General features: G+C 61.1%; 23 protein-coding genes and 1 tRNA gene. 4 read left to right on the top strand and 20 right to left on the bottom strand.

The genetic code is table 11. The features are described from left to right. Nucleotides 1-15 precede the first annotated feature (15 nt). Nucleotides 16-771, top strand: coding sequence for a methyl-accepting chemotaxis protein (locus N805_RS31385; RefSeq protein WP_371113235.1), 756 nt, complete (start codon nt 16-18; stop codon nt 769-771). A gap of 145 nt (nt 772-916) precedes the next feature. Next, nucleotides 917-1876, top strand: coding sequence for a cation diffusion facilitator family transporter (locus tag N805_RS28600; protein ID WP_019472560.1), 960 nt, complete (start codon nt 917-919; stop codon nt 1874-1876). 85 nt (nt 1877-1961) lie between these two features. Here the strand turns inward: N805_RS28600 and N805_RS28595 are convergent. From N805_RS28595 to N805_RS28510, 18 genes are all read right to left on the bottom strand, one after another. Beyond that, nucleotides 1962-2037, bottom strand: a tRNA-Lys gene (locus tag N805_RS28595). A gap of 60 nt (nt 2038-2097) precedes the next feature. After that, nucleotides 2098-2772 (bottom strand): 7-cyano-7-deazaguanine synthase QueC, encoded by a 675-nt coding sequence (gene queC, locus N805_RS28590; RefSeq protein ID WP_019472559.1) that lies wholly within the window; start codon nt 2770-2772, stop codon nt 2098-2100. Between the two features lie 16 nt (nt 2773-2788). Further along, nucleotides 2789-3436 carry a 7-carboxy-7-deazaguanine synthase QueE gene (gene queE / locus N805_RS28585; protein ID WP_019472558.1) on the bottom strand — a complete coding sequence of 216 codons (648 nt, stop codon included), beginning with the start codon at nt 3434-3436 and terminating at the stop codon, nt 2789-2791. Nucleotides 3437-3604: 168 nt separating this feature from the next. Further along, on the bottom strand, nt 3605-4411 hold the full coding sequence (gene ybgF / locus N805_RS28580; RefSeq protein ID WP_019472557.1) for a tol-pal system protein YbgF: 807 nt from the start codon (nt 4409-4411) through the stop codon (nt 3605-3607). Nucleotides 4412-4417: 6 nt separating this feature from the next. After that, nucleotides 4418-4918 (bottom strand): peptidoglycan-associated lipoprotein Pal, encoded by a 501-nt coding sequence (gene pal / locus N805_RS28575; RefSeq protein WP_012273762.1) that lies wholly within the window; start codon nt 4916-4918, stop codon nt 4418-4420. 54 nt (nt 4919-4972) lie between these two features. Further along, nucleotides 4973-6244 (bottom strand): Tol-Pal system beta propeller repeat protein TolB, encoded by a 1272-nt coding sequence (gene tolB / locus N805_RS28570; RefSeq protein ID WP_012051477.1) that lies wholly within the window; start codon nt 6242-6244, stop codon nt 4973-4975. Between the two features lie 26 nt (nt 6245-6270). Then, on the bottom strand, nt 6271-7389 hold the full coding sequence (gene tolA, locus N805_RS28565) for a cell envelope integrity protein TolA (RefSeq protein ID WP_019472556.1): 1119 nt from the start codon (nt 7387-7389) through the stop codon (nt 6271-6273). Beyond that, nucleotides 7389-7841, bottom strand: a complete 453-nt coding sequence (tolR, locus tag N805_RS28560) for a protein TolR (protein ID WP_012273765.1) — start codon at nt 7839-7841, stop codon at nt 7389-7391. Before tolR ends, tolA begins: the two co-directional genes overlap by 1 nt. A gap of 14 nt (nt 7842-7855) precedes the next feature. Continuing rightward, a complete protein-coding gene (tolQ, locus tag N805_RS28555; protein ID WP_008090219.1) occupies nt 7856-8551 on the bottom strand; it encodes a protein TolQ in 696 nt (231 codons plus the stop codon). A 2-nt stretch (nt 8552-8553) separates the two neighbouring features. Further along, entirely contained in the window at nt 8554-9006 is a 453-nt protein-coding gene (gene ybgC, locus N805_RS28550; protein WP_016711994.1) for a tol-pal system-associated acyl-CoA thioesterase, read from the bottom strand. 125 nt (nt 9007-9131) lie between these two features. Continuing rightward, nucleotides 9132-10178: a Holliday junction branch migration DNA helicase RuvB gene (gene ruvB, locus N805_RS28545; RefSeq protein WP_019472555.1), complete on the bottom strand. Its 1047-nt coding sequence runs from the start codon at nt 10176-10178 to the stop codon at nt 9132-9134. Beyond that, nucleotides 10175-10792, bottom strand: a complete 618-nt coding sequence (gene ruvA / locus N805_RS28540; RefSeq protein ID WP_019472554.1) for a Holliday junction branch migration protein RuvA — start codon at nt 10790-10792, stop codon at nt 10175-10177. Before ruvA ends, ruvB begins: the two co-directional genes overlap by 4 nt. A 109-nt stretch (nt 10793-10901) precedes the next feature. Continuing rightward, the gene (ruvC, locus tag N805_RS28535) at nt 10902-11426 is read right to left on the bottom strand and encodes a crossover junction endodeoxyribonuclease RuvC (protein WP_016498323.1); all 525 of its coding nucleotides are present in this window, start codon (nt 11424-11426) and stop codon (nt 10902-10904) included. 185 nt (nt 11427-11611) lie between these two features. Continuing rightward, nucleotides 11612-12358 (bottom strand): YebC/PmpR family DNA-binding transcriptional regulator, encoded by a 747-nt coding sequence (locus tag N805_RS28530; RefSeq protein WP_019473361.1) that lies wholly within the window; start codon nt 12356-12358, stop codon nt 11612-11614. Nucleotides 12359-12472: 114 nt separating this feature from the next. Further along, entirely contained in the window at nt 12473-14248 is a 1776-nt protein-coding gene (gene aspS, locus N805_RS28525) for an aspartate--tRNA ligase (RefSeq protein WP_019473360.1), read from the bottom strand. 93 nt (nt 14249-14341) lie between these two features. After that, the gene (locus N805_RS28520; RefSeq protein WP_003254776.1) at nt 14342-14563 is read right to left on the bottom strand and encodes an FmdB family zinc ribbon protein; all 222 of its coding nucleotides are present in this window, start codon (nt 14561-14563) and stop codon (nt 14342-14344) included. A gap of 92 nt (nt 14564-14655) precedes the next feature. Further along, nucleotides 14656-14985 (bottom strand): ribbon-helix-helix domain-containing protein, encoded by a 330-nt coding sequence (locus tag N805_RS28515; protein WP_019473359.1) that lies wholly within the window; start codon nt 14983-14985, stop codon nt 14656-14658. 228 nt (nt 14986-15213) lie between these two features. Next, complete coding sequence (locus N805_RS28510) at nt 15214-15687, bottom strand: Dps family protein (RefSeq protein ID WP_003254783.1); 474 nt, start codon at nt 15685-15687, stop codon at nt 15214-15216. A gap of 280 nt (nt 15688-15967) precedes the next feature. Between N805_RS28510 and N805_RS31190 the strand changes: the two genes are divergently transcribed. Beyond that, a complete protein-coding gene (locus N805_RS31190) occupies nt 15968-16561 on the top strand; it encodes a cold-shock protein (RefSeq protein WP_019473358.1) in 594 nt (197 codons plus the stop codon). A gap of 184 nt (nt 16562-16745) precedes the next feature. On the opposite strand, the gene N805_RS28500 is transcribed toward N805_RS31190, so the two are convergent. Next, on the bottom strand, nt 16746-16952 hold the full coding sequence (locus N805_RS28500) for a SlyX family protein (RefSeq protein ID WP_019473357.1): 207 nt from the start codon (nt 16950-16952) through the stop codon (nt 16746-16748). A gap of 1 nt (nt 16953) precedes the next feature. Continuing rightward, nucleotides 16954-17373 (bottom strand): HIT family protein, encoded by a 420-nt coding sequence (locus N805_RS28495; protein ID WP_019473356.1) that lies wholly within the window; start codon nt 17371-17373, stop codon nt 16954-16956. A gap of 691 nt (nt 17374-18064) precedes the next feature. Between N805_RS28495 and N805_RS28490 the strand changes: the two genes are divergently transcribed. Continuing rightward, nucleotides 18065-19348: an OprD family porin gene (locus tag N805_RS28490; RefSeq protein ID WP_019473355.1), complete on the top strand. Its 1284-nt coding sequence runs from the start codon at nt 18065-18067 to the stop codon at nt 19346-19348. The last annotated feature ends 152 nt before the right edge of the window (nt 19349-19500 follow it).

Raw genomic sequence — 19500 nt, 5'->3', positions numbered from 1 at the left:
CAGACCAGCAACGGCATGCAGCAACAGCACCGCGAAATCGAGCAGGTGGCCACGGCAGCCAACGAGATGAGCGCCACGGCCCTGGATGTCGCCCACAATGCCTCGCAGGCGGCCCAGGCCGCACGTGCCGCCGACCAGGCCAGCCGCGAAGGCCTGCAACTGATCGACAGCACCCGCCAGGTTATCGATCGCCTGGCCGCCGACATGAACACTGCCATGGACGAAGCACGCGCACTGGAAGGCCGTAGCGGCCAGATCGGTTCGGTGCTGGAGGTGATCCGCGCCATTGCCGAGCAGACCAACCTGCTGGCACTCAATGCCGCCATCGAAGCCGCCCGCGCGGGCGAAGCCGGGCGTGGTTTTGCCGTGGTCGCCGATGAGGTGCGCGGCCTGGCCCAGCGCACACAGGTGTCGGTGGAGGAAATTCGCCAGGTCATCGAAGGCCTGCAGCAAGGGACCCAGGATGTAGTGGGCGCCATGCACGAAGGCCAGCGCCAGGCCCAGGCCAGCGCTGCACGCATGGAACAGGCACTGCCTGCACTGCAGCGCATTGGCGAGGCGGTGACCGTGATCAGCGACATGAACCTGCAGATTGCCTCCGCAGCCGAAGAGCAGAGCGCGGTGGCCGAGGAAGTGAACCGCAACGTGGCCGGTATCCGGGATGTGACAGAATCACTGGCTGGCCAGGCCGACGAATCGGCGCGCATCAGCCAAGCCCTGAACCGGCTGGCCAACCAGCAACAGGCGCTGATGGAGCAATTTCGCGTCTAACCTGCAAGGGCTTCTTCGCGGGCACGCCCGCTCCCACAGGTGCGCCGTCGCCTTCCAGGCCGACGCAGACCCTGTGGGAGCGGGCGTGCCCGCGAAGAAGCCCTTACAGACACCACAGCATTATCGTTTTTACTGAGCACACGTCATGCAAACCGCAACCAGATCCACCTTCTTCGACATCACCAGCGAACAGGGCCTGTTACGCACCTCGATTGCCGTGACCCTGTTCATCGCCACCATCGGCATCGCCTTCGGCCTGGCTTCCGGCTCGTTCTCCATTGTCTTCGACGGCGTGTACTCGCTGGTCGACGCCAGCATGAGCGGCCTGTCGCTCGTCGTAGTCAAACTGATTACCTCGCACACCACCAGCGTGCAAATGTCGCGCAAGCTGCGCGAGCGCTTCACCATGGGCTTCTGGCACCTGGAGCCGATGGTGCTGGCACTCAACGGCATCCTGCTAAGCGGCGTGGCCATCTACGCGCTGATCAACGCCGTCAGCAGCCTGCTGGAAGGCGGCCGCCACCTGGAGTTCGGCATTGCCATGGTTTATGCGGTACTGACCGTGATCACCTGCGTGACCATCGCCGTCGTCGAAGCCCGCGCCAACCGCAAGCTGAAGTCAGACTTCGTGCGCATGGACGTCAAGGGCTGGGTGATGTCGGCCAGTATCACTGCCGCGCTGTTGATCGCCTTCTGCTTTGGTTACGCGGTGCAGGGCACGTCGCTGGAGTGGGTGTCGCCGTACATCGACCCGGCGGTGCTGGCGCTGGTGTGCCTGGTGATCATTCCGCTGCCGCTGTCGGTGGTGCGCCAGGCGCTGTCGGAAATCTTCCTGGTTACCCCCGGTGACCTCAAGCTGCACGTAGATGAAGTAGCCAAGGCCTTTGTCGCCCGCCACGGGCTGCAATCGTACCGCGCCTATGTCGCCAAGGTCGGGCGCTCACGGGAGATCGAGCTGTATTTCATCGTGCCAAAGACCATGGCTGCGAAGACCATCGATGAATGGGACACGTGGCGTAACGAGATTGGTGATGCAGTAGGCGGCGAAGGGCCGGACCGCTGGCTGACGGTGGTGTTCACCGGCGACCCGGAGTGGGCTGAGTAAGCTGGGGGCGCACAGCGGCCCCAAGGATCCCGAAAACGAAAAAGCCCGCGACCATTTCTGGTAGCGGGCTTTGACGTACTGCGTATGGTGGGTCGTGTAGGATTCGAACCTACGACCAATTGGTTAAAAGCCAACTGCTCTACCAACTGAGCTAACGACCCGATTGATGGCGCGTATAATACTGATTTCTAACGAGAAATCAATACCCCATCAAGGTTTTTTCAAGCATACCGGGTCGGGTCTGCTACACCGGCCGCCTTGAAGCCGTCGGCGCGCAGGCGGCAGCTGTCACATTTGCCGCAGGCGCGGCCATCATCGTCGGCTTGGTAGCAGGAAACGGTCAGGCTGTAATCCACGCCGCGGGCCATACCAGCCTGCACGATCTGCGCCTTGCTCATGTTCTGCAGCGGCGCCTGGATACGGAAGCCCTGCCCTTCTACACCCGCCTTGGTCGCCAGGTTGGCCATGCGCTCGAAGGCTTCGACAAACTCGGGGCGGCAATCAGGGTAACCGGAGTAATCCACGGCATTGACGCCAATGAAGATATCACGCGCTTGAAGCACTTCTGCCCAACCCAGGGCCAGTGACAGGAACACGGTATTGCGCGCTGGCACGTAGGTGACCGGGATGCCTTCGCTCGGGGCTTCCGGCACGTCGATGCTGGTATCGGTCAAGGCCGAACCACCGATACCGTCGAGGTTCAGGCCGATCACCTTGTGCTCGACGACACCCAGGTCGCGGGCTACTCGGGCAGCAGCATTCAGCTCGGCACGGTGGCGCTGGCCATAGTCGAAGCTCATGGTGTAGCAGCTGTAGCCTTCGGCCTTGGCCATGGCGACCACAGTGGCCGAGTCCAGGCCGCCGGACAACAAGATTACTGCGCGTTTGTCTGTCATGTGTGCTTGCTCCTAATCAACGCCCGGGTTCGTCGTTCCACAGCAGCTTGTGCAGCTGCATCTGGAAGCGTACGGGCAGGTTGTCAGCGACGATCCAGTCCGCCAGATCGCTGGCGTTTACCTGGTGGTGGCTGGGTGAGAACAGCACCTCCCCGGCACGCTCAGCCAGGTTGTACTGGATCAGCTTGGAAACCGCCCAGTCATAGTCCTCACGGGAACAGATGACAAACTTGACCTGGTCGTTGCGGGTCAGCTGCTCGATGTTCTCGTAGCGGTTACGATGCGATTCTTCGGAGCCCGGGGTCTTCAGGTCGACCACGCGGCTGACGCGGGTGTCGGTGCCGGCGATATCCAACGCGCCGCTGGTCTCCAGCGATACCTCGTAACCGGCGTCACACAGGCGCTGCAGCAGCGGCAGTGCGTTGGGCTGCGCCAATGGCTCGCCACCTGTGACACAGACGTAGCGCGGTTTGAAGCCGGCAACCTGCTCAAGGATCGAATCGAGGGTACGAATAGTGCCGCCAGTAAAGGCATAGGCACTGTCGCAGTACTGGCAGCGCAGGGGGCAACCGGTGAGGCGCACGAATACGGTGGGCAGCCCAGCCGTTCGCGTTTCACCCTGCAAAGAGTAAAAGACTTCTGTGATGCGTAATGTGTCTTGCATGCTCGCCACGGGCGTGACAGCTAAACAGGCTGTCCGCCTCCGTCAGGCACTGTCGCGGACTCGACATGGCGTTATCCGCAGCAGCGTGTTTACGAAAAAAGGGCAGTGATTCTAACGAAAAAACCCGCGACTGGCGCGGGTTTATTTCGAGCGGTACCGCTACAAGGCTTAGAGCTTCTGCAAGTCACGCTGGGCCAGTTGCGCGGCAGAAGTGCCGGGGTACTGGGTGATGACTTGCTGGAGGATGCCCTTGACCTTGTCGGTGTGGCCCATGCGGCGCTCGACGTCGGCCAGTTTGTAGAGCGAATCCGGCACCTTGCTGTGCTTGGGATACTTCTGGCTCACCTGGGCGAAGGCCTGGCTGGCACCCGGCAGGTCGCCTTTGGCCAGGTTAACCTCGCCCAGCCAATACTGGGCGTTGCCGGCGTACTGGCTGTTGGGGTACTTGCGCAGGAAGGCATTGAAGGCCTGGCTGGCCTTGTCAAAGTCCTTCTGTTTGATCAGGTCGAAAGCAGCATCGTAGTAGAGCTTTTCTTTCGCTGGATCACCGGGTTCGCTACTGGCGGCCGGTTGTTGCGCAGCAGCGCCAGCTGCTGCACCGGGGGCGGCATTTGAAGCACCACCACCGGAGGAATTGTCAGGGGTCGCGGCAGGTGCGGCGCCACTGTTGATGCGACGGTCCAGGTCCTGGTATCGCTCCAGGTTTTCCTGCTTCATGCGCGACACATCGTTCTGCAGCTCTTCGATGATGCCTTGCTGGCGGGAAAGCTGGTCCTGCATCTGTTGCAGCTGCATGAACAGCTGGCCCTGTGCAGAGGCAGGGGCCGAAGCCCCTGACCCGGCATAGGCGCCGCTCGTGCCATAACCCACAGGCGGGTAGCCGCCTGCGTTGTCATCTACTACAGGGACCTCAGCCCAGGCCGCGAGCGGCAGGCTGAGTGCGAGGACGGTTACTACACGGCGGCACATACGCATAAGAACTTACTTACGCAGTTCTACGCGACGGTTCTGAGCCCAGGATTGCTCGTCGTTGCCAGTGGCAACAGGACGCTCTTCACCGTAGGAGACCAGTTCCAGCTGAGCAGGGGAAACGCCCTGCAGAACCAGGTAGCGCTGAACGGCTTTGGCACGACGCTCACCCAGAGCCATGTTGTACTCGCGGGTGCCGCGCTCGTCGGTGTTGCCTTCCAGGACAACGCGGTTGCCGTTGGACTTCAGGTCCTTGGCGTGAACGTCCAGAGCGCGCATGGCTTCTGGCTTCAGGTCCGAGCTGTCGTATTCGAAGTAGAAGGTGGTGATTGCGCGCAGGGCGGCTTCTTCGCTCAGGGAGCCGTCAACAGCGCCAGTGTTGGCACCGTAGCCAGCGTTCGGATCTACAGCAGCGCCTTCGCCTGCGTTGTCACCGCCTTTCGAGGAGCAACCTACAGCTACGGCCATGGCCAGAGCCAGCGCAGCGAATTTACCAAACTTCAGCATTTCCATCGTGAAACTCCTAATGAAACCCCAGTGTGTTAAGCAAAACGTATTACGCCGCAATCAGTTCAGGTAAGGGGACCAGGACGGTTCTCTGACTTCGCCTTGAGCGGTAGGAAGTGGGAGCCTCACGCGGCCATTAAGCGACACGAGCATCAAGACTCCCCGGCCCTGCTGGCGGGTGGCGTAGATTAGCATGGTGCCGTTTGGCGCAACAGTGGGAGACTCATCAAGACTTGTTTCCGAGAGAATCTTTACACTTCCGCGTTGCAAGTCCTGTGCCGCCACTTTGAAGTTGGTAAAGCCCTGTTGGCGATGAATCATTACCAGGGTCTTTTCGTCAGCCGACAGTTTCGGGTTGGCGTTGTAGTTGCCCACGAAGGTTACGCGCTCGGCACCGCCACCGCTGACCGACTGTTTGTAGATCTGCGGCTTGCCGCCACGGTCGGACGTGAAGTAAAGGGTATTGCCATCTTTACCCCAGAACGGCTCGGTGTTGATACCGGGGCCTGCGGTCACTCGGCTGATCTGGCGCGACGCCACGTTCATCACATAGATGTCCGGGTTGCCGTCCTTGGACAGCACGAACGCCAGGCGCGAACCATCGGGCGACCAGGCTGGCGCGCCGTTCAGGCCTTCGAAGTTGGTCACCTGCTCGCGGCGGCCGGTATCGATGTTCTGAACGAAGATGCGCGGGCGCTTCTGCTCGAACGACACGTAGGCGATACGCTTGCCATCGGGCGCAAAGCGTGGCGACAGGATCGGCTCACGCGATTGCAGCAAGGTGACCGCACGTGCACCGTCATAGTCCGAACGCTGCAGGGTGTAGCGGGTGTTGTTGGTGGAGAAGCGCTCGGCCGTCACGTACAGCATACGGGTAGAGAACGCACCCTTGATGCCGGTGAGCTTCTCGAACGACTGGTCGGCAATGTAATGCGCCATGTCGCGCAACTGGTCGGTGCTGCCTGCGACGCTACCGGTCAGCACTTGCTGCTCGGTGGCGACGTTGAACAGGGCGTACTGCACCTGCAGGCGACCGCCCGATGGCACGATGCTGCCGACCATCACGTACTGGGCACCCAGCGCTTTCCAGTCACGGAAGATCACTTCGCTGGCCTGCGACGGCTGGCTGATCATGTTCTGCCGCGGAATTGGCGAGTAGTAGCCAGAGTTGCGCAGGTCGTTGCCGATGATATCGGCAATGTCTTCGGGCAGCACGCTGCCGCCTTGCAGACCGAACGGCACTACCGCAATGGGAGTTGCCCGGTCGCTGCCGCTGGTGACCAGGATGTTTTTTTCCTCTGCCACCGCCATGCCTGCCACGCAGCAGAGCATGACCAGCAGTCCTCTCAGACGTTTAATCACAACGCTAGATCCTCAGGTGTAAATGTCATCTTGAACGAACGATATTGGTTGAAATCGCTCGGCTTCATACCCTGCATCTCGGTCAAACGACCAATGTTTTTCACCGCAGCCACCGCCGAACTGTCATACGGGCCGTCACCACTGGAACGGGCCACGCTGACACTGGTGATGGTACCGTCCGGCAACATGTTGATCTGCAGGACCACCGTCATGCCCTTGCGCGCGGAAGGCGGACGTGCCCAGCCCTCGGCCGCGCGCATGCGGATCAGGTCGTCGAAGTCGCCGGCCACCTGGTCACCCTGCTCGTCGGCCAGCGCCTGCTGCCGCTCGGTGGTGTCGGACAACAGCTCGGCCAGGGCCTGGGCTTTCTTGTCTTCCGCCGCCTTGCGGGCCGCTTCCTGTGCCTTTTTCTTCTGGGCGTCTGCAGCGGCCTTTTTCTTGGCCTCTTCAGCTGCCTTCTTCTTCGCGTCCTCGGCCGCCGCTTTCTTCTTGGCGTCCTCGGCTGCTTTCTTCTTGGCCTCTTCGGCTGCCTTTTTCTTGGCGTCCTCGGCGGCTTGTTTCTTCGCCTCTTCAGCGGCCTCTTTCTTGGCCTCTTCTTCGGCTTTTTTCTTGGCTTCGTCCTCGGCCTTCTTCTTGGCGATGTCGGCCTGCTGCTTCTCGGCGGCCTTCTTCGCCTCATCGGCCTTCTTGGCTTCCGCGGCTTTCTTGGCCTCGCTAGCCTTGGCGGCTTCGGCAGCCTTGGCAGCGTCCTCGGCTTTTTTCGCCTCGGCGGCTTCGCGAGCCTCCTCGGCCTTTTGAGCGGCGTCGGCCTTCTTTTGTTCCGCGGCCTTCACGGCCTCCTGCTCGACCTTCTTCTGCTCCAGCTGCTCGACCTCGGTCTGGCGCGAAGCGGTTTTCTTCGCTTCCCCGGCAATCTTCTGATTGGTCTGGGTGGTCGCCTGGCTCTTGGACTTGAGCTGGTACAGGGTAGCCTGAACGATCGGCTTGGAAGGCGGCAGTTCAGGCGTCATGGCAAAACTGACGAACAGCAGGGCGAACACCAGCACATGCAGGCCGATGGCCCAGACACTGGGCCAGAAGTAGCTTTCCGAGGCGGATGGCTCTCGCTGTTGCATCAGGGCGCCTCGGTAATCAGGCCAACGTTACCGACACCGGCCTTCTGCAACCCGCCCATGGCACCCATGACCGCGCCATAGTCGACAGCCTTGTCGCCACGAATGAACACCTGGGTCTGCTTGCCCTGGTCACGGCCGGCAGCAATGATCTTGGTCACTGCATTGGTCATGTCAGGCAAGGTCATGGCCTTGTCCATCTGCTTGTCGGTATCGACTTCGCTGCCAAGGTTCCAGTAATAGGTTTTATCGGCCTTGATGGAGATGGTGAGGATCTGGACGTTGTTGTCCTGCGGCAAGGCTTCACTGGAAACCTTGGGCAGGTCGACCTTCACGCCCTGGTTGAGCATGGGCGCCGTCACCATGAAGATGACCAGCAGCACCAGCATCACATCGATGTAGGGCACCACGTTCATCTCGGCGACGGGCTTGCGTTTGTGGCGAACTCGGGCCATGGGCTTCTACCTGATTACTCTTCGCTGGTGTGCACTTTGCGGTGCAGGATCGCCTGGAACTCGTCGGCGAAGGTGTAGTAACGACCGATCAGCACTTCGCTGCGCGCGGCGAAACGGTTGTAGGCGATTACCGCCGGGATTGCTGCGAACAGGCCGATGGCGGTGGCGATCAGCGCTTCGGCGATACCCGGGGCGACGGTCGCCAGGGTGGCCTGCTGGGCGCTGGCCAGGCCGCGGAAGGAGTTCATGATGCCCCACACGGTACCGAACAGGCCGATGTACGGGCTGGTGGAACCGACGGTGGCCAGGAACGGCAGGCTCTGCTCGAGTTTTTCTTCCTCGCGCGAAATGGCTACACGCATGGCACGGCCAACGCCCTCCATGACGGCGTCCGGGTCAACGCCCGGCTGCTGACGCAGGCGCGAGAACTCTTTGAAGCCGGCACGGAACACCTGCTCGACGCCGGAATCCGGGTCTGGGTTGCTGCCTGCCTGGCGGTACAGCTTGGACAGGTCGATGCCCGACCAGAAGCGCTCCTCGAAGGCATCCAGCGCACGACGACCGGCGCGCAGCATGGTGCTGCGCTGGAAGATCATGATCCATGAGGTGACCGAGGCGGCCACCAGGATCAGCATTACCAGCTGTACCACCACGCTGGCATTGCTGACCAGACTCCACATGGAGGTATGGTCGACGACGTTAGCTTCCACGCTTATTCTCCTGCATTCGATTGATTACCCGAGCCGTCCGCCGCAAAGGCGTCGCGCAGCTGGGGGGGTATGGCTCGGGGTTTGAAAGTGTCGGCGCGCACGGCGGCCACCAGGAACTGCCCTTCGCAAAGCAGCGTTTCATCCTTTTCCCGCCAGACCTGCTGTACAAAACGCAGGCTGGCGCGATTGAGTTCAAGTACTTGCGCGGTCACCCGCAACTCGTCATCCAGCCGCGCCGGCGCGTGATAGCGCGCTTCGCTGGAATGGACCACGAACAGCAGGTTGTCTTCGGCCAGCTGCGACTGGGAAAAACCCAGGTGCCGCAGGCGTTCGGTACGCGCGCGCTCCATGAATTTCAGGTAGTTGACGTAATACACCACGCCGCCCGCATCGGTATCTTCGTAATAGACGCGACAACGGTGTGCGAACGGTTCGAGCTGATTTTGCGCGCGCATACTCTAGTGCTTACTCCTCAGCTTGCCAATCCGCTGTGGCAACTGTTTTTTCTTCATTAATGTCTTATTGCCAGCGCACCTTGGGCATGCCAGCGGTAGGACCACGAAAAGTCGCTTTTGATCTGTCATTCATCGCCTGGCTCGGAAAAATCAGCGCCCTCCCCCAAACGCCCGGGAATATTCAGGCCAAAGTGCAGATAGGCATGCCGAGTGACCACGCGGCCACGCGGCGTGCGCATGATGTAGCCCTGCTGGATCAGGTACGGCTCCAGCACATCCTCGATGGTATGGCGCTCTTCGCTGATGGCCGCAGCCAGGTTGTCCACACCCACCGGGCCGCCATCGAACTTCTCGATCATGGTCAGCAGCAGGCGGCGGTCGGAATGGTCGAAACCACGCTCGTCGACGTCCAGCAGGTTCAACGCCATGTCGGCCACGGCCTTGGTAATCTGGCCCTTGCCGCGCACCTCGGCGTAGTCACGCACACGGCGCAGCAGGCGGTTGGCGATACGTGGCGTGCCACGGGCACGTCGTGCAATCTCGTAGGCGCCCTGGTCTTCGATGACCAGGCCAAGGATGTTGGCCGAACGGCTGACGATGGTGGCCAGGTCCTTGTCGCTGTAGAACTCCAGGCGCTGGACGATACCGAAGCGGTCCCGCAACGGGTTGGTGAGCATGCCAGCGCGGGTGGTAGCCCCTACCAGGGTGAACGGTGGCAGGTCGAGCTTGATCGAGCGGGCCGCCGGGCCTTCGCCGATCATGATGTCGAGCTGGAAGTCCTCCATGGCCGGGTACAGCACCTCTTCGACGACCGGTGACAGGCGGTGGATCTCGTCGATGAACAGCACGTCGTGCGGTTCGAGGTTGGTCAGCATGGCTGCCAGGTCGCCGGGGCGCTCGAGGATCGGCCCCGAGGTGCTTTTTACCGACACGCCCATTTCATGGGCAATGATGTTGGCCAGGGTAGTCTTGCCCAGCCCGGGCGGGCCGAAGATCAGGGTGTGGTCCAGCGACTCGCTGCGGCCACGGGCGGCCTGGATGAACAGCGCCATCTGTTCGCGCACCACCGGCTGGCCGATGTAATCGTCCAGGCTCAGCGGGCGAATCGCTCGGTCCTGGACTTCTTCACGGTCGCGGCCACTGGCGGCGATCAGGCGGTCGGCTTCGATCACTTGGTAATCATCCCTTTCAGGCTGCGGCGGATCAGTTCTTCACTGCTCAGGCCGGCCTTGTCCTTGATCGCGGCGATCGCCTTGCTCGCTTCCTGCGGCTTGTAGCCCAGCGAGACCAGGGCGCTGACGGCATCAGCCTCGGCGCTGGATTCGCTGGCGACCGGCAACGGGCCATCGGACACCAGGGTAAACATGGCCGGGGAGGTTTCCCAGGCCTTGAAACGGTCCTTGAGCTCGACCAGCAGGCGTTCGGCGGTTTTTTTGCCGACACCGGGCACGCGCACCAGGGCCGACGTATCCTGGGCCTGCACGCAACGCACCAGCTCGTCGACTTCCAGGCCGGACATCAGTGCCAGTGCCAGCTTCGGCCCCACGCCGTTGAGCCGGATGAGCTCGCGGAACAGCTCGCGCTCGCGCTTTTCGGCAAACCCATAGAGCAAATGGGCGTCTTCACGCACCACCAGATGGGTGTGCACGGTGACGGGTTCGCCCAGCTTGGGCAGACGGTACAGCGTAGTCATGGGAACTTCCAGTTCGTAACCCACGCCGTTGACGTCGATAATCAGGTGCGGCGGCTGTTTCTCCGCCAGGGTGCCGCGCAAACGTCCAATCACGTTCCGATCCTTCCTCTCGGGGAGCCGGTCAAAGACCGCTCAACCCTATCAGCAAATGCAACGGGTGAACGCATCACCCGCACAAAATGTGTATCAGCGCATGAAGCGCCTACAGACGCAAGCGCCCGCCGCGTCGCCGCGCCGTGGCCAGGCCATGCGGCACCAGGCTGGAGCGGGTGTGGGCGTGGCACAGGGCGATGGCCAGGGCGTCGGAGGCGTCGATCTGCGGCTTTTGCGTCAATTTCAACAGGTGCATGACCATCATCATCACCTGCTCCTTGTTGGCCCCACCGGTGCCGGCTACCGCTTGTTTGACCTGTGTGGCGCTGTATTCAGCGATTTCCAGGCCGGCTTCGGCGGCAGCGACAATAGCCGCGCCGCGGGCCTGGCCGAGCTTCAGCGCCGAGTCGGCGTTGCGTGCCATGAACACGCGCTCGATGCCCATGGTCACCGGTTCGTGCTGGGCGATGATTTCACTGACACCACGAAAAACGATCTGCAGCCGCTCGTGCAGCTCGCCGCTGCCGGTGCGGATGCAGCCCGACGCCACGTACTCGCAACCACGGGCGGTCTGGCGTACTACGCCGTAGCCGGTGATGCGCGAACCGGGGTCGATACCAAGAATCAGAGTCATAGTGCCTGTCGTAAAAATGATGCGTCTTTGCAAACTGTACCGGCCCTTTCGCGGGTAAACCCGCTCCCACAGGTACTGCACCGCATTCGAACGCGGTGCAGTACCTGTGGGAGCGGGTTTACCCGCGAAAGGGCCGGTACAGGCACTGAAAAACTCAAAGAGCCGGCGTGGATCGCCAGGTCACCTTAGCCGAGGTTTTCCATGATCTCGTCGGAAATCTGGGCATTGGAGTAGACGTTCTGCACGTCATCCAGGTCTTCGAGCATGTCGATCAGCTTGAGCACCTTTTCAGCACCGTCCTGGTCGAGCTCGGCACTGGTGGTCGGCTGCATGACGATTTCTGCGTCATCGGCCTTGAAACCAGCCTCTTCCAGGGCGTTACGCACGGCATAGAAGCTGTTGAACGAGGTGAACACGTCGAACGAGCCGTCATCGTTGGCCACCACGTCGTCGGCGTCGGCTTCCATCGCCGCTTCCATCAGCGCGTCTTCATCCACGCCCGGGGCAAAACTGATCTGGCCCTTGCGCTCGAACAGGTAGGCCACCGAGCCGTCGGTACCCAGGTTGCCGCCACACTTGGTGAAGGCATGACGCACGGCAGCGGCGGTACGGTTGCGGTTGTCGGTCATGGCCTCGACCATGATCGCCACGCCACCCGGGCCATAACCCTCGTAGCTGAGCTCTTCGACGTTGTCACTTTCATTGGTGCCAGCACCACGGGCCACGGCTCGGTCGATGATATCGCGGCTCATGTTGGCGCTCAGGGCCTTGTCCAGCGCCAGGCGCAGGCGCGGGTTGGATGCCGGGTCAGGGCCGCCCTGCTTGGCAGCGACCGTGAGCTCGCGGATCCACTTGGTGAAGACCTTGCCTCTCTTGGCATCCTGGCGCTCTTTGCGGTGCTTGATGTTCGCCCACTTGGAATGACCAGCCATAACGACTCCGAATCCTTTGAATCACAAACAGCCCCGCCCCTGTACGGGGCGGGACGGGAAAATACCTGCGCCGAAACGCAAAGGCGCATCCATGTGGATGCGCCCGGGGACCGCTTACTCGACCTTGGTCTGTTCGCGCAGTCGGATGTGCAGCTCGCGCAGGGCCTTGGCGTCGACCAGGCCAGGAGCCTGGGTCATGACGCACGCGGCGCTCTGGGTTTTCGGGAAGGCGATCACTTCACGGATCGACTGGGCGCCGGTCATCAGCATGACCAGGCGGTCCAGACCAAAGGCCAGGCCACCGTGAGGCGGTGCACCGAACTTCAGTGCGTCGAGCAGGAAGCCGAACTTCTCTTCCTGTTCCTCTGCCTCGATACCCAGCAGGCGGAATACCGCCTGTTGCATCTCTTTGCGGTGGATACGGATCGAACCGCCACCCAGTTCGGTGCCGTTCAGCACCATGTCGTAGGCACGGGACAGGGCTGTGGCCGGGTTGGCCTCAAGCTCTTCCGGGCTGCACTTGGGCGCAGTGAACGGGTGGTGCAGCGCAGTGAAGCTGCCGTCTTCGTTCTCTTCGAACATCGGGAAGTCGACGACCCACATCGGCGCCCACTCACAGGTCAGCAGCTCGAAGTCGTGGCCCAGGCGGATACGCAGCGCGCCCAAGGCTTCGCTGACCACCTTGAACTTGTCGGCACCGAAGAACACGATGTCGCCGTCTACAGCGCCAACGCGGTCGAGGATGTTGTTGAGGTTGGCCTCAGGGATGTTCTTGACGATCGGCGACTGCAGGCCTTCAACGCCTTTAGCACGCTCGTTGACCTTGATGTAGGCCAGGCCCTTGGCACCGTAGATGCCGACGAACTTGGTGTACTCGTCGATCTTGCTGCGCGGCATGCTGGCACCGCCTGGCAGACGCAGGGCAGTAACGCGGCACTTCGGGTCGTTGGCCGGGCCGGCGAACACCTTGAAGTCGACATCCTTCAGCTGGTCGGCAACGTCGACCAGTTCCAGCGGGTTACGCAGGTCTGGCTTGTCGGAACCGTAGCGACGCATGGCTTCTTCGAAGGTCATGTGCGGGAATTCGCCGAATTCCAGGTCCAGCACTTCCTTGAACAGCTTGCGGATCATGCTCTCGGTCAGGCCCATGATCTCGCTTTCATCGAGGAAGCTGGTCTCGATGTCGATCTGGGTGAATTCCGGTTGGCGGTCGGCACGCAGGTCTTCGTCACGGAAGCACTTGGCGATCTGGTAGTAGCGGTCGAAGCCGGCGACCATCAGCAGCTGCTTGAACAGCTGCGGCGACTGCGGCAGGGCGAAGAAGCTACCAGCGTGGGTACGGCTTGGCACCAGGTAGTCACGCGCGCCTTCCGGGGTGGCACGGGTCAGGATCGGCGTTTCGACGTCGAGGAAGCCGTTTTCATCGAGGAAGCGACGGATGCTGCTGGTGATGCGCGAACGCAGACGCAGCTTGTCGGCCATTTCCGGGCGACGCAGGTCGATGAAGCGGTAGCGCAGGCGGGTTTCCTCGCCGACGTCGGAGAATTCGTTCAGCGGGAACGGTGGGGTTTCCGCTTCGTTGAGCACGGTCAACTGGTAGCCGAGGATCTCAATGGCGCCGGAGGCCATGTTGGCATTCACCGCACCGTCAGGGCGCTTGCGGACCTTGCCGGTGACCTGCACGACGTATTCGCTGCGCACGCGGTCGGCGGCGGCGAAGGTTTCGGCGCGATCCGGGTCGAACACGACCTGGGCCATGCCTTCGCGGTCACGGATGTCGAGGAAGATCACCCCGCCGTGGTCGCGGCGACGATGGACCCAGCCGCAAAGGGTGACTTCCTGGCCGTCCAGGCTCTCGTTCAGTTGGCCGCAATAATGGCTGCGCATCATGATGGTGGTTTCGCTTCTCGTGATTCGTGTATTCGGTGGAGGCCTTGGCCGCCCGGAGGGCTAATACTGCAAGACCCGGTCACAGCATTCAACTCAGTCGGCCTTGTCGCCGCCTGCCAGATTCTTTTTCGCCCCGGTCTTGAAGTCGGTCTCGTACCAACCATTACCGCTCAGGCGGAAGCCTGGCACCGACAGCAGCTTCTTGAGCGCCGGCGCCTGACAGGCCGGGCAATCGGTCAGCGGCGCGGCGCTGATCTTCTGCAGCACTTCCATGCGGTGCTCGCAGGACGCACATTGATAGTCATAAAGGGGCATGGGTGTCTCTCGTCAACCACAACGCTGGCTGCCGGGGCAGCAAAAAGCGGGATTATATATGGTTAGCAAGCACTGCGCAGCCCGCCAGACGATCAGCGCACACTTGGCGGGTCCTGCAGCCAAGCGACGCAAATTACCCGAATCAGCCCGCTGAAGTTGCGCACCCCACCCTGGCGCAGGTGCACTTCGCGGTCCACATAGGACAACACCGCACTGACCGAACAGCGATTGGCGGCGGCGATGCGTTCAAGGATACCCCAGTACACGGCCTCCAGACGCAGGCAGGTAGAAAAACCGTTCAGCCGCACGGAACGTGATACCGGCTGTGTCTGCAACATGTCGAAATCCGCCTTGAACGGATCAATGCACTGTTTTCCTGGCCAACTCCCCAGGCCAGCCACACGCTTGCTCGCTTGCATCATGCGCCCTACTTCCTCGTCACCGGTAACAGGTGACCAATGAAGCGCCGGGCAGCAGGTTTAAAGCAGCGGCAAAACCTTCCCGCACAAACACTCGAGTCCGGAGCGCGAGGAAAACACTGTGGGAGCGGGCTTGCCCCGCGAACACCGGCAAAGCCGGTGCCATACACCGCGTGGCCTCATTCGCGGACAAGCCCGCTCCCACAGGTTTTTGTCACAACTCTGGGGTATTTATTTCCCGTCAAGCAACACGCGCAGCATCCACGCGGTTTTTTCGTGAACCTGCATACGCTGGGTCAGCAAGTCGGCAGTCGGCTCGTCACTGACCTTGTCCACTACCGGGAAAATGCTGCGCGCAGTACGCACCACGGCCTCCTGCCCCTGGACCAGCTGGCGGATCATCTCGTCCGCCGGGGGTACGCCTTCCTCCTCCTTGATCGAGGAGTGCCGCGCATAGAATGCATACGATCCCGGCGCCGGGAACCCCAGGGCACGGATGCGCTCGGCAATCGAATCGACTGCCAGCGCCAGTTCGTTGTACTGCTCCTCGAACATCAGGTGCAGGGTGCGGAACGACGGACCGGTGACGTTCCAGTGAAAGTTATGGGTTTTCAGATACAGCACGTAGGTATCCGACAACAGGCGGGACAGCCCATCGACGATGGACTTGCGATCTTCTTCACTGATACCGATATCGATTGCCATTGAAGTTCCCCTTTCCATAAGGCTTGAGACTCAAGCGGATGCCGACCACTGTAGCAACACTTGACCCTCACCGCCTGTGACATGGCGCAACACATCGCCCACCGCGGCCTGCAATTTGAGTAGCCTTCGGCTTTGCTGTTAAATAGGCACCGTGCCACCCGTGCGGACTGTCATTGCCGGGTGCATAGGCTGGCTTGTCACGTGTTCGCGCTTTACACCTCATGCGCACCGTGCTGCCAGCTCTTCCTGTGATCGGCCTTATCAACTGTGAGCCAACCCCATGTTCAAGATCGTCCATCTGGTGACGGGCGTGGCAGCCTTGCTGCTATCGCTCATACCCAGCCTGAAAACCGATGCGACACCCTTCCTGCAACAACCCGACGCGGTGTACCTTGCCCTGCTCGGCCTGCTAAACCTGGTCCTGGCCCCGGTCGTGCCGCTGTACTACCGCGGCGCCCGGCAGCAGTTGCAGCACCTTGCCTGCGCCCTGCTGGTGGTGGCGGTGGTGCTGCAGACCCTGACGCTGCTGGCCCGCCCGGAAATGGGCAACCTCGCTGCGCTGGTCTGCGCGCCTTTGGCCGTAGCCCTGCACCTGGCGGTGGGCTTTGCCCGCAGCCCGCGCAAGGCACGCAGCAGCCAGCATGCCGCCCAGGAGGCCGGCAACCGCGATACCGGCACCGTAAAGTGGTTCAACACGTCGAAAGGCTTTGGTTTCATCTCCCGTGATTCGGGTGATGACATTTTCGTGCACTTTCGCGCCATTCGCGGCGAAGGCCACCGCATTCTGGTCGAAGGCCAGCGTGTGGAGTTTTCGGTGATGCACCGCGACAAGGGCCTGCAGGCCGAAGACGTGGTTGCGGTAACCCGCCGCTGACTGTGCAGGCAACTGCCCGCGCCCATAGGGCATCGCCTTCATGGCATGCACTAGCCCTGTAGGAGCGGCCTTGTGTCGCGATAGGGCTGCGAAGCAGCCCCGGCAATATTTGCAACACCGCTGAAACCCCGGGGCCGCCTTGCGGCCCATCGCGACACGAGGCCGCTCCTACAGGGGCACGGTGTCAGTAATGAGGCGGCGGCGCCTCTTCCCCCTCGCTGCCGTACTGGCCGACCATCTCTTCATGGCGCTTGATCAGCTCGGCCACCTGCAATTGCAGCCGCTCGATCACCCGCCCCTGCTCGACCACCACATCATTCAGCGCCTGGATAGTGTCATCCTGAAACGCCTGACGGGTTTCCAGTTCGACAATACGCAATTCCAGCGACATGTCAGGCCTCCTTATAGCCCGCGAGCTGCAACCCACGCAGGCGCTGGCGGACGGCTTGCAACTGGTCGTCGCTGTAAGCCACGGCCGGGCACTTGCCCCACACCGGTGCCGGCCAGGCGGCGTCGTCACGCTGGCGCACGATCACATGCATGTGCAACTGGCTGACCACATTGCCCAGCGTGGCCACGTTCATCTTGTCGGCGCCATAGCTGGCCTTCAGCGCTTCAGCCAGAAGGGTGGTTTCCTGCCACAACTGCTGCTGCTCCGCCGCTTCAAGCTCGAACAGCTCGCTGATACCGGCGCGCTTGGGCACCAGGATGAACCATGGGTAGTTGGCATCCTTGCTCAGCAGCAGCTGGCACAACGCAAACTCTCCCAGCACCAGGGAATCCTGCTGCAAACGCGAATCCAGAACGAACACGGCATATCTCCTTCAGGCAAAAACGACCCGCTTCAAGCGGAAAACAGGCCTGCAAGGATACCTTGCACACTCTCGGTAACACAGCGCTACTTTTCGCACCAAAATGAGGCCACCTGCGCACCGCCACCACACTTGTCACCCCACAATCGAGACTGGATGAACAAATTGCGGTAACACATTGACTTTCATGGCAGCTTTTTAAATTTTAATGATTCTCGACTCCAACATGCGCTCAGGCAGCCGTCGCCCCGTGTTTACGGCACTTTCCGACCCTCGGTAGCAGGTTTTGTGAAAATTTCATGAAGTGTTGCGAATTTTGAGCACGCTTGTTGCATTCACTTCACACCAAGTCGGCACGACATCTGCAGTGGCAGCTGTACGCGACAAATAACAACAGCGGCATGGGTTACCAGGGAGTTTCCTTAGCCAGAATCCGTAGTTACAGATTCGTTACGGCGACAGGCACAACGCTGGCGTTATACGACCCATAAACCGGGGCGTGATTTGCGACATGGAAATACTTAAAAGCGACACGGCAAAAAAGTTCCGAAAAGAGTCTTTATCGCCATATCGCCAACAACAGTCAGCGTGCTATACATTTTCGCCGACATAACAAGAAAGAGCTGCACCCTATAACTAAAACACCTGGGCGCAGCGGTACTCTTCCTAAAAACCAAAGGAGCAAATCACGATGCGCGTGATGAAGTGGAGCATGATCGCCCTGGCCGTTGCGGCAGGGACCTCGCAGTTGGCAATGGCCTCGGCACAGGACGAGTCCAAAGGTTTCATTGAAGACAGCAAGCTGAACGTCAAGACCCGCATGCTGTACTTCAGCCGTGACTTCCGTAACAACGCACCTGGCACCCAAAGCCGCGTTGAAGAAACCGGCCTTGGCTTCCTCGGCACCTTTGAATCGGGCTTCACCCAAGGTACCGTGGGCTTCGGCGTCGACGCCATCGGCATGCTGGGCCTCAAGCTGGACAGCGGCCGCGGCCGTGCCGGCACCGGCCTGTTCCCGACAGGTTCCGACGGCCGTTCGCAAGACGACTACTCCGAAGCTGGCGGCGCAGTGAAAATGCGCATCTCCAACACTGTGCTCAAATGGGGCGACCAGTTCACCGCCCTGCCAGTACTGGCTACCGACGACAGCCGACTGCTGCCGGAAGTTGCAGAAGGCGGCCTGATCACCAGCAACGAGATCGATGGCCTGACCCTGCATGCCGGTCACTTCACTGCCATGAATGCGCAGGCTCAGACTTACCACGACAGCCTGAACATGACCGAGGCCAACGTCTTTGGTGGCACTTACGCCATTAATGACAACCTCAGCACCAGCGTCTACTACTCGCATATCGAAGACCACTTCCGCAAGTGGTACGGCAATATCAACTGGGCGCTGCCGATCAGCGACAAGCAAGGCCTGGTGTTCGACTTCAACATCTATGACACCAAGTCGATCGGCAACAACCTGACCGGCGCGTTCGTCAGCAAGGCCGACGGCAGCAACGAGCTGGACAACATTGCAGCCAGCCTCTCGGCCGCCTACAACATTGGCGCCCACACCTTCACCCTGGCCTACCAGAAAGTCAGCGGCGACGGCGACTATGCCTACGGCGTCGACGGTGGCGGTACGGTCTTCCTGGCCAACTCCGTGGCCCGCTCCGACTTCAACGCCGAAGACGAGAAGTCCTGGCAGGCACGCTACGACCTGAACTTTGCCGAATTCGGCGTACCAGGCCTGACCTTCATGACCCGTTACGTGCGCGGTACTGGTGCAACTACCCGCACCACCGACGACGGCAAGGAATGGGAACGCGACATCGACGTCAAGTACGTGATGCAAAGCGGCCCGGCCAAGGACCTGAGCTTGCGCGTACGTCAGGCCACCTACCGTTCGGGCGATGGCGTCTACTACGGTTCCCCATCGATCGACGAACTGCGCCTGATCGTGGAGTACCCGCTGAGCATCCTGTAAGCCTGGCTTGCAGTGCCCCGCACCTGAAAAGCCCGGCGATCTCGCCGGGCTTTTTCTTGGCTGACAAGCGGCCCGCCCTGGGGCATCCTGTACGCCTTCGTTTCGCCCCCGTACAATGCGGGGCTATTTCAACGTCTTAGGCAATCGACACG

Source organism: Pseudomonas putida S13.1.2 (assembly GCF_000498395.2).
GTDB lineage: Bacteria > Pseudomonadota > Gammaproteobacteria > Pseudomonadales > Pseudomonadaceae > Aquipseudomonas > Aquipseudomonas putida_Q.
This window is presented reverse-complemented; position numbering and strand designations above follow the sequence as displayed.